This is a genomic window from Pseudomonas sp. LBUM1653 (genome assembly GCF_059716115.1).
In genome coordinates, this window is sequence record NZ_CP166803.1 from 1,297,549 (window position 1) to 1,312,276 (window position 14,728).

Genomic DNA, 14,728 nt, shown 5'->3' on the forward strand with positions numbered 1-14,728 from the left:
GCATGCAGATGGGGCTGGATTTCACCTTGGTCGCGGAGGTTGAAGAATTGGTAGCCGGAGTCGATGAAGTCGGTCGCGGACCGCTCTGTGGCGCGGTGGTCACGGCTGCGGTGATTCTTGATCCGAACCGCCCGATCCTGGGCCTGAACGACTCGAAGAAGCTCACCGAGGCCCGCCGCGAAAAGCTCTACGACGAAATCTGCGAAAAAGCCCTGAGCTGGTGCATTGCCCGCGCGGAAGTCGAAGAGATCGATGAGCTGAATATCCTGCACGCCACCATGCTGGCAATGCAGCGCGCGATATCCGGGCTGCACATCCAGCCGAAACTGGCGATGATCGACGGCAACCGTTGTCCGAAATTGCCGATGCGCGCCGAAGCGGTGGTTAAAGGCGATAGCAAGGTCCCCGCCATCGCGGCAGCGTCGATTCTGGCCAAGGTCAGCCGTGATCGTGAAATGTCTGCTTTCGAATTGATCTATCCGGGTTACGGCATCGGCGGCCACAAAGGCTACCCGACGCCCGTTCATCTGGAAGCACTGGCGCGCTTGGGCCCGACCCCGATTCACCGGCGCTCGTTCGCCCCGGTACGGCTGGCGTATGAGGCTCGGGAAAGCCTGATCGAGAGTTAGGGGGCGTTCTCAACTAGTTTCCCCGCCGCGCCGGGTCTGCTGTTGTGCAGGGCAAGGCGCGAGAAGCGTAGTTTGGTCATTCCAAATAAGCTTCGAGCAACGCAGCCCTGCACAACAGCAGGCCCGGCCCTTCGGGTTGTGCCTTAAAGCGGGCCAGGCTGCGTTGCAGGCCTTGGAAAGGGAACAACCATTCCCAGCGGCCTGCGCCTTGCCTGGCCCGCTTTAAGGCGACAACGCGGCGGGGAAACTAGTTGAGAACGCCCCCTATCGCAAGGCTGATTTTTTCTACCAAGGCCCGGTACAATCCGGGCCTTGTTGTCTTCACGTTCACAGACAGGATCACTATGCCGGCTTCATTCGTTCACCTACGCCTGCACACTGAATACTCCCTGGTCGACGGTCTGGTGCGGATCAAGCCGCTGGTCAAGACCCTGGTCGGCATGAGCATGCCTGCCGTAGCGGTCACTGACCAGAACAACATGTGTTCCCTGGTCAAATTCTACAAAAACGCCATGGGTGCCGGGATCAAGCCGATCTGCGGCGCCGACCTGTGGCTATCGAACAAGGATCCGGACAACCCTCTGAGCCGGATCAGCCTGCTGGTGATGAATGCTGCGGGTTATCGCAACCTCACCGAATTGATCTCTCGCGGTTTCATCGACGGCCAGCGCAATGGCGCGATCATCATCGAGCGCGAATGGGTGGCCGAAGCCAGCGACGGCCTGATCATGCTGTCTGCGGCCAAAGAGGGCGAAATCGGCCAGGCCATGCTCAGTGGCAACCCGGACGAAGCCGAAATCCTGGCGCGCGAGTGGATGGCGGTGTTTCCAGATCGTTTCTATCTGGAAATCCAGCGCACCAACCGCCCCAACGATGAAGAGCAACTGCATGGCGCCGTTGCTTTGGCCGACAAGATCGGCGCGCCACTGGTCGCGACCAACGATGTGCGTTTCATCAAGCAGGAAGACTTCGCCGCCCACGAAACCCGCGTGTGTATCGGTGAGGGTCGTGCCCTCGACGACCCACGACGTTCGAAGAACTACAGCGATCAGCAGTACCTCAAAAGTGCCGATGAAATGGCGGAGCTGTTCAGCGATATTCCCGAAGCGCTGGAAAACACCGTAGAGATCGCCAAGCGCTGCAACATCGACGTGAAGCTGGGCACGCACTTCCTGCCCAACTTCCCGATCCCCGATGGCATGACCATCGACGAGTACTTCCGCAAGGTGTCGTTCGAAGGCCTGGAAGAGCGCCTTGCCGTCCTGCTGCCCAAGGACACCACCGAAGACTATGAAGCCAAGCGCCAGGTCTATGTCGACCGGCTGAATTTCGAGCTGGATATCATCATCCAGATGGGCTTCCCCGGTTACTTCCTGATCGTGATGGACTTCATCCAGTGGGCCAAGAGCAACGGCGTGCCGGTAGGGCCTGGCCGGGGGTCGGGTGCCGGATCGCTGGTGGCCTACGTGCAGAAGATCACCGACCTTGACCCGCTGGAATACGACCTGCTGTTCGAACGGTTCCTGAACCCGGAACGGGTCTCCATGCCCGACTTCGACGTCGACTTCTGCATGGACGGTCGCGATCGGGTGATCGACTACGTGGCCGAGAAATACGGCCGCAACGCGGTAAGCCAGATCATCACCTTCGGTTCCATGGCGGCCAAAGCGGTGGTCCGTGACGTGGCGCGGGTGCAGGGCAAGTCCTACGGCCTGGCGGATCGCCTGTCGAAGATGATCCCGTTCGAAGTCGGCATGACCCTGGAGAAAGCCTACGAACAGGAAGAGATCCTGCGTGACTTCATCAAGGTGGATGAAGAAGCCGCGGAAATCTGGGAGATGGCCCGCAAGCTTGAGGGCGTTGTGCGTAACGTCGGCAAGCACGCCGGTGGCGTGGTGATCGCGCCGACCAAGCTGACCGATTTCTCGCCAATCTATTGCGACGAAGCGGGCGATGGCCTGGTAACACAGTTCGACAAGGACGACGTTGAAGCGGCCGGCCTGGTGAAGTTCGACTTCCTCGGCCTGCGGACCCTGACGGTCATCGACTGGGCGCTGAAAACGATTAACCGCGACCGCGCCAAGGTCAATGAGCCACCGCTCGACATCGCGTTCATCCCGCTGGACGACAAACCGACTTACACACTGCTGCAAAAAGCCGAAACCACGGCGGTGTTCCAGCTTGAATCGCGCGGCATGAAAGAGCTGATCAAAAAGCTCAAGCCCGACTGCCTGGAAGACTTGATCGCACTGGTGGCCCTGTTCCGTCCGGGCCCGTTGCAATCGGGCATGGTGGACGACTTCATCAACCGTAAGCACGGTCGTGCCGAGCTGGCGTATCCGCACTCGGACTACCAGTACGAAGGCCTCAAGCCGGTGCTGGCGCCGACTTACGGCATCATCCTGTACCAGGAACAGGTGATGCAGATTGCCCAGGTCATGGCCGGTTACACCCTCGGCGGTGCGGACATGCTCCGTCGAGCCATGGGTAAGAAAAAGCCGGAAGAAATGGCCAAGCAGCGCGGCGGTTTCATTGAAGGTTGCAAGTCCAACAATATCGAAGCCGACCTTGCCGGTAACATTTTCGACCTGGTGGAAAAATTCGCCGGTTACGGCTTCAACAAGTCGCACTCCGCGGCTTATGGCCTGGTGTCGTACCAGACCGCGTGGCTGAAAACGCACTATCCAGCGCCGTTCATGGCCGCGGTACTGTCGGCGGATATGCACAACACCGACAAGGTCGTGACCTTGATCGAAGAAATTCGCACCATGAAGCTGCGTCTCGACGCGCCGGATGTGAATACCTCTGAGTTCAAGTTCACGGTGAACGACGAAGGCCGCATCATTTATGGCCTCGGCGCGATCAAGGGTGTGGGTGAGGGGCCGGTCGAGGCGATAACCGAGGCGCGCCTGGCCGGGCCGTTCGAGGATCTGTTCGATTTCTGCGCCCGTGTCGACCTCAAGCGCATCAACAAACGTACCCTCGATGGCTTGATCCGTAGCGGTGCGCTGGATCGCCTGGGGCCGTATTTCCACGACGAACCGAAAGCCTATCAGGCCAATATCGACCGCAATCGGGCGGTCTTGCTGACCGCGATGGAAGAGGCGATCAAGGCGGCCGAACAAACCGCCCGGACCCGCGACAGCGGCCATGCCGACCTGTTTGGCGGGCTGTTCGTGGAAGAAGACGCCGACGTCTACGCCAATCATCGCAAGGCCAAGGAGCTGACCCTCAAGGAACGGCTCAAGGGCGAGAAAGACACCCTGGGCCTGTACCTGACCGGTCACCCGATCGACGAATACGAAGGCGAAATCCGCCGTTTCGCCCGTCAGCGCATCATCGACCTCAAGCCAGCGCGTGATACCCAGACCGTTGCCGGCATGATCATCGCCCTGCGGGTGATGAAGAACAAAAAGGGCGACAAGATGGGCTTCATCACCCTCGACGACCGGTCGGGGCGGATCGAAGCGTCGCTGTTCGCCGATGCGTTCCATTCCGCGCAATCGCTGTTGCAGACCGATGCGATGGTGGTGGTCGAAGGCGAAGTCAGCAACGACGACTTCTCCGGTGGCCTGCGGTTGCGGGTCAAGCGGGTGATGAGCATGGAAGATGCGCGCACCAACCTGGCCGAAAGCCTGCGCCTGAAGCTGCATGCCAAGGATCTCAAAGGCGATCAGCTACGCTGGCTGGGTGAACTGTTGAAGCGTCACCGCGGTGCGTGCCCGATTACCATGGACTACACCAGTCCTGATGCGAAAGCCTTGCTGCAGTTCGGCGAAGGCTGGCGAATCGACCCGGCGGATGCGTTGATTCAAGCCCTGCGTGACCAGTTCGGGCGAGACAACGTCTTCCTCCAATACCGTTAAGGTCAGGGTGACATTACGCAGCCCTGAGCTTGAGCAGAATTTTTAATCTCGACCTGAACGCGCCTCTCCCTTATGGTAGGGCGCGAATAGACAACCGGCCGGCCCAAGCTCCCTTGGACGCCGACCCAAGACGGACGCCTATGAACCCGAATTTTCTGGATTTCGAACAGCCGATCGCCGACCTGCAAGCCAAGATCGAAGAGTTGCGCTTGGTCGGTAATGACAATTCGCTGAATATCGGCGATGAGATTTCCCGCCTGCAGGACAAGAGCAGCACGCTGACCGAAGACATCTTCGGCAAACTGACCAGCTGGCAGATCGCGCGTCTGGCGCGTCACCCGAAGCGTCCATATACCCTGGACTACATCGAACACATCTTCACCGAGTTCGATGAGCTGCATGGTGACCGTCACTTCTCCGACGACGCCGCCATCGTTGGCGGTATTGCCCGTCTGGACGATGCGCCAGTGATGGTGATCGGTCACCAGAAAGGCCGCGAAGTGCGCGAAAAGGTTCGCCGTAACTTCGGCATGCCGCGTCCCGAAGGCTACCGCAAGGCGTGCCGCCTGATGGAAATGGCCGAACGATTCAAAATGCCGATCCTGACCTTCATCGACACCCCGGGGGCTTATCCGGGTATCGACGCGGAAGAGCGTAACCAGAGCGAAGCGATCGCCTGGAACCTGCGCGTGATGGCTCGCCTGAAAACCCCAATCATCGCCACCGTGATCGGTGAAGGTGGTTCCGGTGGTGCGCTGGCGATCGGTGTTTGCGATCAGCTGAACATGCTGCAGTACTCGACCTACGCGGTGATCTCGCCGGAAGGTTGCGCATCGATCCTGTGGAAAACCGCCGAGAAAGCACCGGACGCCGCTGAAGCCATGGGCATCACTGCCGAGCGCCTAAAAGGCCTGGGCATCGTCGACAAGGTGATTGGCGAGCCGTTGGGCGGTGCGCATCGTAATCCTGCAGCTGCGGCTGCATCGATCCGTGCCGAGCTGAGCTCGCAACTGGCGATGCTGAAAAAGTTCGACCACAAGGCGCTGCTGGACCGTCGTTACGAGCGTCTGATGAGCTACGGTCTGTAAGTCGACCACGCAGTACCCATGTGGGAGCGAGCCTGCTCGCGAAAGCGGTATAACAGCCAACGAATGTGTTGAATGTTGAACTGTCTTCGCGAGCAGGCTCGCTCCCACATTTGATTTGTGCAAAGGGAAAGATATGGATCGGCCCGCGGTTGATTTGCCTTCCAGGCTTTTGCTGAATCTCGCCCCATGGCGCGATGCTACAACCTGGCACATCGCCTTCTCCGGTGGTCTCGACTCCACCGTCCTCCTGCACCTTCTCGCACACCTCGCAAAAACCCAGGCCCTGCCGGCGCTGAGCGCCATCCATGTCCATCACGGCCTTCAGGCTGTGGCTGACGCGTGGCCGGATCATTGCCGGTCGGTGTGCGAGTCACTGGGAGTGCCGTTACAGGTCATTCGCGTCCAGGTGCAACCCGGCGCCAGTCTTGAGCGAGCTGCCCGCGATGCGCGTTATGCGGCGTTCATCGAGGCCACCCAAGCCAATGAAGTGCTGCTGACGGCCCAGCACCGTGACGATCAGGCGGAAACCTTGTTGTTTCGCTTGTTGCGTGGGGCCGGGGTGAGAGGTTTGTCGGGGATGCCGCGCCAGCGCCCTCTGGGTAGAGGGTATTTGTTACGTCCGTTGCTCGATGCTACACGGGCAGAGCTGGAAGCTTATGCAGCCGAGCATCAATTGATCTGGATCGAGGATCCTTCCAACCAGGACCGGCAATTCTCACGCAATTACCTGCGACATCAGGTGGTCCCGACATTGACCGCACGCTGGCCGCAAGCGCTGACGACCATGGCTCGCAGTGCTGCGCACTTGAGCGAGGCGCAGGAATTGCTCGACGAGCTGGCACAGATTGACTTGAGCCAGGCCAGTGCGGCCAGTGCATTCGATTGGCTGGGTCTGCCGTCGCTGGAGCTGGCGCCGCTGGAGAAACTCTCCACCGCTCGCCAGCGCAATGCGCTCAGCCACTGGCTTGAACCGCTCACGCGACTGCCAGACAGCGACCATTGGTCGGGTTGGGTCGATTTGCGCGATGCCACCGGCGACGCCCGGCCGATCTGGCGCCTGGCCGATGGCGAACTGCATCGGGCGGGTGGGCGTCTCTGGTGGTTATCCGGTGCCTGGTTGCGTGCGGCGCCAGCGGTTAGAGCGTGGCCTGACCCCGCGCAGCCGCTGGCGTTGCCCGACAACGGTGTGCTCACGCTGAATGGGCAAATCCCCGATGGCCCCTTGCAGATCCGCTATCGTGAAGGGGGAGAAGTGATGGAGTTATCCGGCCGCGGCCATCGCGACTTGAAGCGTTTGCTCAACGAGCGTGGGGTGCCGCTGTTCGTGCGCGGCAGATTGCCGCTGCTGTTCAAAGGCGAGCAATTGCTTGCGGTGGCTAATCTTGCGGGGCTGGATGGCGAAGCAGCGGGAGGCTGGAATTTGCATTGGCAACCACCAGGCGAAGATCAAGGTTTGAGCTGAAAGGGGCTTTCCGGTAGACTACGCTCCCTTCTTGATACAACTTCTGTGGATTCGCCTGAATTGCAGGAGTTGCCGATTACCAAGCAGTCTTTGCTGGGCGATTCCAAAAAATGTGTAGCGAGCAACGAACCGGTGTTTCATCTCCCGGTCTGTCCCAACGCGGCGGTTTTTTTGAAAGGTGCACTGTGATTAATGCAGGTGATCGGGGGCTTCGGCCTTCCTTCGCTTTCCCCGGCGGCTCGGACCGCTTTAACGCAGACTTCTAGGGTTTTTCATGACGCGCTACATATTCGTCACGGGCGGTGTTGTTTCTTCATTGGGGAAAGGCATTGCATCGGCATCATTGGCGGCCATCCTGGAGGCGCGGGGACTTAAGGTCACCATGCTGAAGCTGGACCCGTACATCAACGTCGACCCGGGTACCATGAGCCCGTTCCAGCACGGTGAAGTGTTCGTCACCCACGACGGCGCCGAGACCGACCTGGACCTGGGCCACTACGAGCGGTTCATCCGCACGACCATGACCCAGAACAACAACTTCACCACCGGCCGTGTCTACGAACACGTCCTGCGCAAAGAGCGCCGTGGTGACTACCTGGGTGCAACCATCCAGGTGATTCCGCACATCACCGACGAAATCAAGCGCCGCATCATCAAGGGCGCAGGCGATGCCGACGTGGCGATGGTCGAGATCGGTGGCACCGTGGGTGACATCGAATCGCAACCGTTCCTCGAAGCCATCCGTCAGTTGCGTTTCGAAGTCGGCGCCAAGCGCGCGATGCTGATGCACCTGACGCTGGTGCCGTACATCGCCACCGCCGGCGAAACCAAAACCAAGCCAACGCAGCACTCGGTGAAGGAGCTGCGCTCCATCGGCCTGCAGCCGGACGTACTGGTATGCCGTTCCGACCACCCGATCGATGTGTCGTCGCGTCGCAAGATCGCGCAGTTCACCAACGTTGAAGAACGTGCGGTGATCGCCCTGGAAGACGCCGACACCATCTACAAGATCCCGGGCATCCTGCATTCCCAGGGTCTGGATGATTTCGTCGTCGAGCGTTTCGGCCTGCAATGTGGCGGTGCCGACCTGTCCGAATGGGAAGCCGTGGTCGACGCCAAGCTCAACCCTGAGCACGAAGTCACCATCGCCATGGTCGGCAAGTACATGGAGCTGCTGGACGCGTACAAGTCGCTGATCGAAGCGATGAGCCACGCCGGTATCAGCAACCGTACCAAGGTCAACCTGCGCTACATCGACTCCGAAGACATCGAAAACCAGGGCACCGCGCTGCTGGAAGGCGTCGACGCGATCCTGGTGCCTGGCGGCTTCGGTCTGCGCGGCGTGGAAGGCAAGATCACTGCCGTTCAATACGCTCGCGAAAACAAGGTTCCATACCTGGGCATCTGCCTGGGCATGCAAGTGGCCGTGATCGAGTTCGCTCGTAACGTGCTGGGCTGGAAAGACGCCAACTCCACCGAGTTCGATCGTGCCAGCGGCCATCCAGTCGTGGGTCTGATCACCGAGTGGGAAGATGCCACCGGCGCCGTCGAAACCCGTACCGAAACGTCCGACCTGGGCGGCACCATGCGTCTCGGCGCGCAGGACTGCCTGCTGGAGCCGGGTTCCCTGGTCCACGGTTGCTATGGCAAGGACGTGATCGTCGAGCGTCACCGTCATCGCTACGAAGTGAATAACAACCTGCTGCCGCAGATCATCGAAGCCGGCCTGAAAATCTCCGGTCGTTCCGGTGATGGCGCGCTGGTTGAAGTGGTTGAAGCACCGGATCATCCATGGTTCGTCGCTTGCCAGTTCCACCCTGAGTTCACCTCGACGCCTCGCGACGGTCACCCGTTGTTCAGCGGTTTCGTCAAGGCAGCTTTGGCTCAACATCAGAAGAAGGCTTGAACCTCATGGCGCAGAAGATCATCCGCGTAGGCGATATCGAGATTGCCAACGACAAGCCAATGGTGCTGTTCGGTGGCATGAACGTGCTGGAAAGCCGCGACATGGCGCTGCAGGTCTGTCAAGAATATGTAGAAGTTACCGAGAAACTCGGTATCCCTTTCGTGTTCAAGGCCAGCTTCGACAAGGCCAACCGTTCCTCTGTGTCCTCTTACCGTGGCCCTGGCCTGGAAGAGGGCATGCGGATTTTCCAGGACCTCCAGCTAGCCTTCGGCGTGCCGATCATCACCGACGTCCACGAGCCCGAGCAGGCTGCGGTCGTCGCTGAAGTCTGCGACATCATCCAGCTGCCGGCCTTCCTGTCGCGCCAGACTGACCTCGTGGTCGCGATGGCCAAGACCGGCGCGGTGATCAACATCAAGAAAGCCCAGTTCCTCGCGCCTCAGGAAATGAAACACATCCTGGACAAGTGCGTGGAGGCGGGTAACGATCAGTTGATCCTTTGCGAGCGTGGTTCGAGCTTCGGCTACAACAACCTGGTCGTCGACATGCTCGGCTTCGGCATCATGAAGCAGTTCGAGTACCCGGTGTTCTTCGACGTGACCCACGCGCTGCAAATGCCTGGCGGTCGCGCCGATTCCGCCGGTGGCCGTCGCGCCCAGGTCCTCGACCTGGCGAAAGCCGGGATGAGCCAGTCCTTGGCGGGTCTGTTCCTCGAAGCCCACCCGGATCCGGACAACGCCAAATGCGACGGCCCTTGCGCCTTGCGTCTGGACAAACTGGAGCCATTCCTGGCCCAGCTCAAAGCGCTGGACGATCTGGTGAAGAGTTTTCCGACGGTAGAAACCGCGTAACATCGGAATCCGGTTGTAGGAGCCGGCTTGCTGGCGATGGGGCCCCTGAGGACGCCATCGCCAGCAAGCCGGCTCCTACAGATGTGACCTACAAGTTATAAATCGAGCAGTAAGCGTTTTCGTCAACTTTGGAGTGTTTACAACAATGGCTAAAATCGTCGACATCAAAGGTCGTGAAGTTCTCGACTCCCGTGGCAATCCCACCGTGGAGGCGGACGTGCTTCTCGACAACGGCATCATCGGCAGTGCTTGCGCGCCGTCCGGTGCTTCCACTGGCTCGCGTGAAGCGCTCGAGCTGCGTGATGGCGACAAGAGCCGTTACCTGGGCAAGGGCGTACTTAAAGCAGTCGCCAACATCAACGGTCCGATCCGCGACTTGTTGAAAGGTACAGACCCAAGCGACCAGAAAGCGCTCGATCTCGCGATGATCAAGCTCGACGGTACTGAAAACAAAGGTTCCCTGGGCGCCAACGCGATCCTCGCCGTTTCCCTGGCCGCGGCCAAGGCAGCAGCACAGGACCAGGACCTGCCGCTGTACGCACACATCGCCAACCTGAACGGCACCCCGGGTGTCTACTCGATGCCGGTTCCGATGATGAACATCATCAACGGTGGCGAGCACGCCGATAACAACGTCGACATCCAGGAATTCATGGTGCAGCCAGTTGGCGCCAAGTCTTTCTCGGAAGGTCTGCGCATGGGCACCGAGATTTTCCATCACCTGAAAGCTGTTCTGAAGGCCCGTGGCCTGAGCACTGCCGTAGGTGACGAAGGTGGTTTCGCGCCAAACCTGGCTTCCAACGAAGACGCTTTGAAAGTGATCTCCGAAGCCGTGGCCAACGCCGGTTACAAGCTGGGCACCGACGTGACCCTGGCTCTGGACTGCGCGGCGAGCGAGTTCTACGAAGACGGCAAGTACAACCTGTCCGGCGAAGGTCAGGTATTCACTGCTGAAGGTTTCGCCGATTACCTGAAAGGCCTGACCGAGCGTTATCCGATCATTTCGATCGAAGACGGTCTGGACGAGTCCGACTGGGCCGGCTGGAAAATCCTCACCGACAAGATTGGCGAGAAAGTCCAACTGGTAGGCGACGACCTGTTCGTAACCAACACCAAGATCCTGAAAGAAGGCATCGACAAGAAGATCGCCAACTCGATCCTGATCAAGTTCAACCAGATCGGCACCCTGACCGAAACCCTGGAAGCCATCCAGATGGCCAAGGCCGCCGGTTACACCGCCGTGATCTCGCACCGCTCCGGCGAAACCGAAGATTCGACCATTGCCGACCTGGCCGTGGGCACTTCGGCTGGCCAGATCAAGACCGGCTCCCTGTGCCGTTCCGACCGCGTTTCGAAGTACAACCAACTGCTGCGTATCGAAGAGCAGTTGAATGGCAAAGCCAAGTACAACGGCCGCAGCGAATTCCGCGGTTGATTGCTACATGGTAAAAAGACACCGGATTGTGTCGGAAAAATCGCTACAGCGATGTTTTTGCCACTAATCTGATGCCTTATCAGCACAAGCCTGGTTTTTCCAGGCTTCGTGCTATCAGAAGCTTCAAAGTTTTGGCATGGCTGTCTTTTTTCACTGGATACCTGATATTCGATGCGCAGTCCCAATTGGTTGTTCCTCGTCTTGCTCCTGCTGCTGGCTGGCCTGCAGTACCGCCTGTGGGTGGGAAACGGGAGTCTGGCGCAAGTGGCGGAGCTGACCCAGCAGATCGCGGATCAGCAGGCCGAGAACCAGACACTGCTGGAGCGCAATCGGGTGATGGACGCAGAAGTCAGCGAGTTGAAGAAGGGCATGGAGACCGTTGAAGAACGGGCTCGCCATGAGTTGGGCATGGTCAAGGACGGTGAAACCCTTTACCAGTTAGCCCAATGAACCTCGATCTGCCGGCCTTCTGGGCCGTGATTCCTGCCGCGGGCGTCGGTGCCCGTATGGCCGCGGACCGTCCCAAGCAATACTTGCAACTGGGCGGGCGCACTATTCTTGAACACAGCCTCGGCTGTTTCCTCGATCATCCTTGCCTGAAGGGCTTGGTGGTCAGTCTTGCTGTTGATGATCCTTATTGGCCGAACCTGACGCTTGCCGGCGATCCGCGTATTGCGCGAGTCGAGGGTGGTGCTGAGCGTTCCGGGTCGGTGCTCAACGCGTTGCTGCATTTGCATGCGCAAGGTGCCGATGATGAGGATTGGGTGCTGGTTCACGATGCCGCTCGGCCGAACCTGAGCCGTAACGACCTGGACAAACTGTTGGCTGAGTTGGCGGATGATCCAGTGGGCGGGCTGCTGGCGGTTCCGGCGCGGGATACGCTCAAGCGCGTCGACAAATATGGTCGAGTCGTTGAGACAGTGGATCGCAGCGTGATCTGGCAGGCCTATACACCGCAGATGTTTCGCCTTGGCGCGCTGCATCGGGCGTTGGCGGACAGCCTGGTGGCTGACGCCGTGATCACCGATGAAGCATCGGCCATGGAGTGGGCGGGGCTGGCGCCAAGGCTGATCGAAGGTCGGTCGGACAACCTCAAGGTTACTCGCCCCGAGGACTTGGAATGGTTGCGTCAGCGCTGGGCCAATCGCCGCTGAGTTGCTCGTTGGCTATTCAATCGCCATCGCGAGCAAACTCGCTCCCACATTCGACTGCACTTTTTCTGAAGGAGCTCGGTAAACTGTGGGAGCGAGCCTGCTCGCGAAAGCGGTAGTCCAGACAACAAATCCGGCACTGATTGACATCAGTTTCGGTACTCCGGCCTTTGCGCCAATCCCTCCTTTAGAAAATCCACCAACTTGCGCACCTTCGGCGACAAATGCCGCTGCTGTGGATACAACGCCCACACCGCCGTATTGGGTGGTTGATGCGCCTCCAGCAGCGAAATCAGCGCGCCGCTTTTCAGATGCTCCAGCACGTAATAGTCCGGCAGCTGACACAACCCCACGCCCTGTAACGCCGCATCCAGCACCGCTTGCCCACTGTTGCACCGCCAGTTTCCCTGCACTCGCTGGGAAAATTCCCGCCCGTTCTGTTCCAGTTGCCACAGATCAGAGCTGCCGATGAGGCAATTGTGCCGGCTCAGTTCCGACAGGCTGTGTGGGCGACCATACCGTTCCAGGTAGGACGGTGATGCGCAGAGGAACATGCGCCTCGGTGCCAGGCGCGTGGCAACCAGTCGCGAGTCCTGCAAGCGCCCCAGACGGATCGCCAGGTCCAGGCCCTCATGCACCAGGTCGAGTTGGCGATTACTCAGCTCGATATCGATCCGCAGTTGTGGATAAAGCCCCATGAAGCGAGTCACCAGCGGCACGATGAAGCGTTCGCCGTAGGCCACTGCACAGGTCATACGCAGCATGCCCTTGGGTTCGCTGGTCAAATCGCCGACCGCGCGCAGCGCCTCTTCGCGGCCATCCTGCAAACGCTGACAATGCTGCAGAAAAGTTTGCCCGGCCTCGGTCAGCGTGACCCGGCGAGTACTGCGATAGAGCAGGCGGGTTTGCAGGCGCTCCTCCAGGCGTACGATTTGTCGACTGATATGCGAGGACGAAACCCCTAGGCGTTCAGCGGCAGCGGTGAACTGGCTGCATTCGGCGACGGCAACGAATTCGTCGATCCCTTCCCAGCGACTGTCAGACATTCAAAGATTATCCCTGTGTGGCAATAATGTTTTGCTTTTGTCCTGATTATTCACCGTAAGCCGCTGTATTACACTCCCAGTCTCGTTTTTATTCACTGGAGAATCACCATGATCAAGTCGCGCGCCGCCGTTGCCTTCGAGGCCAAGAAACCCCTCGAGATCGTTGAAGTCGATGTCGCCATGCCCAAGGCCGGTGAAGTGTTGCTGCGCGTGGTGGCTTCCGGTGTCTGCCATACCGATGCCTACACCCTCTCGGGCGCTGACCCGGAAGGCATTTTCCCGTCGATCCTCGGTCACGAAGGTGGGGCGATCGTCGAAGCGATCGGCGAAGGCGTGACCTCGGTGGCGGTGGGCGATCATGTGATCCCGCTGTACACCCCGGAATGCCGTCAGTGCAAATTCTGCCTGTCGGGCAAAACCAACCTCTGCCAGGCGATTCGTGCGACCCAGGGCAAAGGCCTGATGCCGGATGGCACATCGCGCTTTTCCTACAAGGGCCAGCCGATTTTCCACTACATGGGTACTTCGACCTTCTCCGAGTACACCGTGCTACCGGAAATTTCCGTGGCCAAAATCGCCAAGGAAGCACCGCTGGAAAAAGTCTGCCTGTTGGGCTGCGGTGTCACCACCGGCATCGGCGCCGTGCTCAATACCGCCAAGGTGAAACCAGGTGACACCGTGGCCATTTTCGGCCTCGGCGGCATCGGTCTGTCGGCCGTCATCGGCGCTGTCAAAGCCAAGGCTGCACGAATCATCGCCATCGACATCAACCCGGCCAAATTCGAGATCGCCAAACAGCTCGGTGCAACCGATTGCGTAAACCCGAAAGACTTCGATCGTCCGATCCAGGAAGTCATCGTCGACATGACCGATGGCGGCGTCGACTTTTCCTTCGAGTGCATCGGCAACGTGCAATTGATGCGTGCCGCCCTTGAGTGCTGCCACAAAGGCTGGGGCGAGTCGGTGATCATCGGCGTCGCCGGTGCCGGTCAGGAAATCGCTACCCGTCCGTTCCAGCTGGTCACCGGTCGCGTCTGGCGCGGTTCGGCGTTCGGCGGTGTGCGTGGCCGTACCGAATTGCCAAGCTACGTGGAAATGGCCGAGACCGGCGAAATCCCGCTGGATACCTTCATCACCCACACCATGGGCCTGGAAGATATCAACAAGGCTTTCGACCTGATGCATGAAGGAAAAAGCATCCGCTCCGTCATTCATTTCTGAGAAGCAGCTGCAAGCTTCAAGCTTCAAGCGGCAAGCAGATCGCATCAGCTTGGCGTTTGAGGTTTGGGCTGCT

Annotated in this window: 11 protein-coding genes; 10 read left to right on the plus strand and 1 reads right to left on the minus strand. The window is 59.5% G+C overall.

All coding sequences use genetic code 11. The features are described 5' to 3' along the window. Nucleotides 1–2: 2 nt before the first annotated feature. The 9 genes from rnhB (at nucleotide 3) to ispD (ending at nucleotide 12,391) form a co-directional block, all read left to right on the plus strand. Complete coding sequence (rnhB, locus tag ACA054_RS05800; protein WP_497690250.1) at nucleotides 3–629, plus strand: ribonuclease HII; 627 nt, start codon at nucleotides 3–5, stop codon at nucleotides 627–629. A 344-nt stretch (nucleotides 630–973) separates the two neighbouring features. Continuing rightward, nucleotides 974–4,495, plus strand: coding sequence for a DNA polymerase III subunit alpha (gene dnaE, locus ACA054_RS05805; RefSeq protein WP_497688561.1), 3,522 nt, complete (start codon nucleotides 974–976; stop codon nucleotides 4,493–4,495). A 140-nt stretch (nucleotides 4,496–4,635) separates the two neighbouring features. Continuing rightward, nucleotides 4,636–5,583 (plus strand): acetyl-CoA carboxylase carboxyltransferase subunit alpha, encoded by a 948-nt coding sequence (locus ACA054_RS05810; protein ID WP_497688562.1) that lies wholly within the window; start codon nucleotides 4,636–4,638, stop codon nucleotides 5,581–5,583. A gap of 133 nt (nucleotides 5,584–5,716) precedes the next feature. After that, nucleotides 5,717–7,045 carry a tRNA lysidine(34) synthetase TilS gene (gene tilS / locus ACA054_RS05815; RefSeq protein WP_497688563.1) on the plus strand — a complete coding sequence of 443 codons (1,329 nt, stop codon included), beginning with the start codon at nucleotides 5,717–5,719 and terminating at the stop codon, nucleotides 7,043–7,045. Between the two features lie 274 nt (nucleotides 7,046–7,319). After that, nucleotides 7,320–8,951, plus strand: coding sequence for a CTP synthase (gene pyrG, locus ACA054_RS05820; RefSeq protein WP_497638211.1), 1,632 nt, complete (start codon nucleotides 7,320–7,322; stop codon nucleotides 8,949–8,951). A gap of 5 nt (nucleotides 8,952–8,956) precedes the next feature. Further along, on the plus strand, nucleotides 8,957–9,802 hold the full coding sequence (gene kdsA / locus ACA054_RS05825) for a 3-deoxy-8-phosphooctulonate synthase (RefSeq protein WP_497688564.1): 846 nt from the start codon (nucleotides 8,957–8,959) through the stop codon (nucleotides 9,800–9,802). 145 nt (nucleotides 9,803–9,947) lie between these two features. Then, on the plus strand, nucleotides 9,948–11,237 hold the full coding sequence (eno, locus tag ACA054_RS05830) for a phosphopyruvate hydratase (RefSeq protein ID WP_150630800.1): 1,290 nt from the start codon (nucleotides 9,948–9,950) through the stop codon (nucleotides 11,235–11,237). A 171-nt stretch (nucleotides 11,238–11,408) separates the two neighbouring features. After that, complete coding sequence (gene ftsB / locus ACA054_RS05835; protein ID WP_008057335.1) at nucleotides 11,409–11,687, plus strand: cell division protein FtsB; 279 nt, start codon at nucleotides 11,409–11,411, stop codon at nucleotides 11,685–11,687. Continuing rightward, entirely contained in the window at nucleotides 11,684–12,391 is a 708-nt protein-coding gene (gene ispD / locus ACA054_RS05840) for a 2-C-methyl-D-erythritol 4-phosphate cytidylyltransferase (protein WP_497688565.1), read from the plus strand. Before ftsB ends, ispD begins: the two co-directional genes overlap by 4 nt. A 146-nt stretch (nucleotides 12,392–12,537) precedes the next feature. On the opposite strand, the gene ACA054_RS05845 is transcribed toward ispD, so the two are convergent. Continuing rightward, the gene (locus ACA054_RS05845) at nucleotides 12,538–13,434 is read right to left on the minus strand and encodes a LysR family transcriptional regulator (RefSeq protein WP_497688566.1); all 897 of its coding nucleotides are present in this window, start codon (nucleotides 13,432–13,434) and stop codon (nucleotides 12,538–12,540) included. A 108-nt stretch (nucleotides 13,435–13,542) separates the two neighbouring features. On the opposite strand from ACA054_RS05845, the gene ACA054_RS05850 reads away from it, so the two are divergent. Beyond that, nucleotides 13,543–14,655, plus strand: coding sequence for an S-(hydroxymethyl)glutathione dehydrogenase/class III alcohol dehydrogenase (locus tag ACA054_RS05850; RefSeq protein WP_150704253.1), 1,113 nt, complete (start codon nucleotides 13,543–13,545; stop codon nucleotides 14,653–14,655). Nucleotides 14,656–14,728: the final 73 nt, after the last annotated feature.

Excerpts from the sequence above, each read along its gene's own strand:
- rnhB (WP_497690250.1), top strand. The coding sequence starts at position 3 with ATGCAGATGGGGCTGGATTTCACCTTGGTCGCGGAGGTTGAAGAATTG.
- dnaE (WP_497688561.1), top strand. The coding sequence starts at position 974 with ATGCCGGCTTCATTCGTTCACCTACGCCTGCACACTGAATACTCCCTG.
- ACA054_RS05810 (WP_497688562.1), top strand. The coding sequence starts at position 4,636 with ATGAACCCGAATTTTCTGGATTTCGAACAGCCGATCGCCGACCTGCAA.
- tilS (WP_497688563.1), top strand. The coding sequence starts at position 5,717 with ATGGATCGGCCCGCGGTTGATTTGCCTTCCAGGCTTTTGCTGAATCTC.
- pyrG (WP_497638211.1), top strand. The coding sequence starts at position 7,320 with ATGACGCGCTACATATTCGTCACGGGCGGTGTTGTTTCTTCATTGGGG.
- kdsA (WP_497688564.1), top strand. The coding sequence starts at position 8,957 with ATGGCGCAGAAGATCATCCGCGTAGGCGATATCGAGATTGCCAACGAC.
- eno (WP_150630800.1), top strand. The coding sequence starts at position 9,948 with ATGGCTAAAATCGTCGACATCAAAGGTCGTGAAGTTCTCGACTCCCGT.
- ftsB (WP_008057335.1), top strand. The coding sequence starts at position 11,409 with ATGCGCAGTCCCAATTGGTTGTTCCTCGTCTTGCTCCTGCTGCTGGCT.
- ispD (WP_497688565.1), top strand. The coding sequence starts at position 11,684 with ATGAACCTCGATCTGCCGGCCTTCTGGGCCGTGATTCCTGCCGCGGGC.
- ACA054_RS05845 (WP_497688566.1), bottom strand. The coding sequence starts at position 13,434 with ATGTCTGACAGTCGCTGGGAAGGGATCGACGAATTCGTTGCCGTCGCC.
- ACA054_RS05850 (WP_150704253.1), top strand. The coding sequence starts at position 13,543 with ATGATCAAGTCGCGCGCCGCCGTTGCCTTCGAGGCCAAGAAACCCCTC.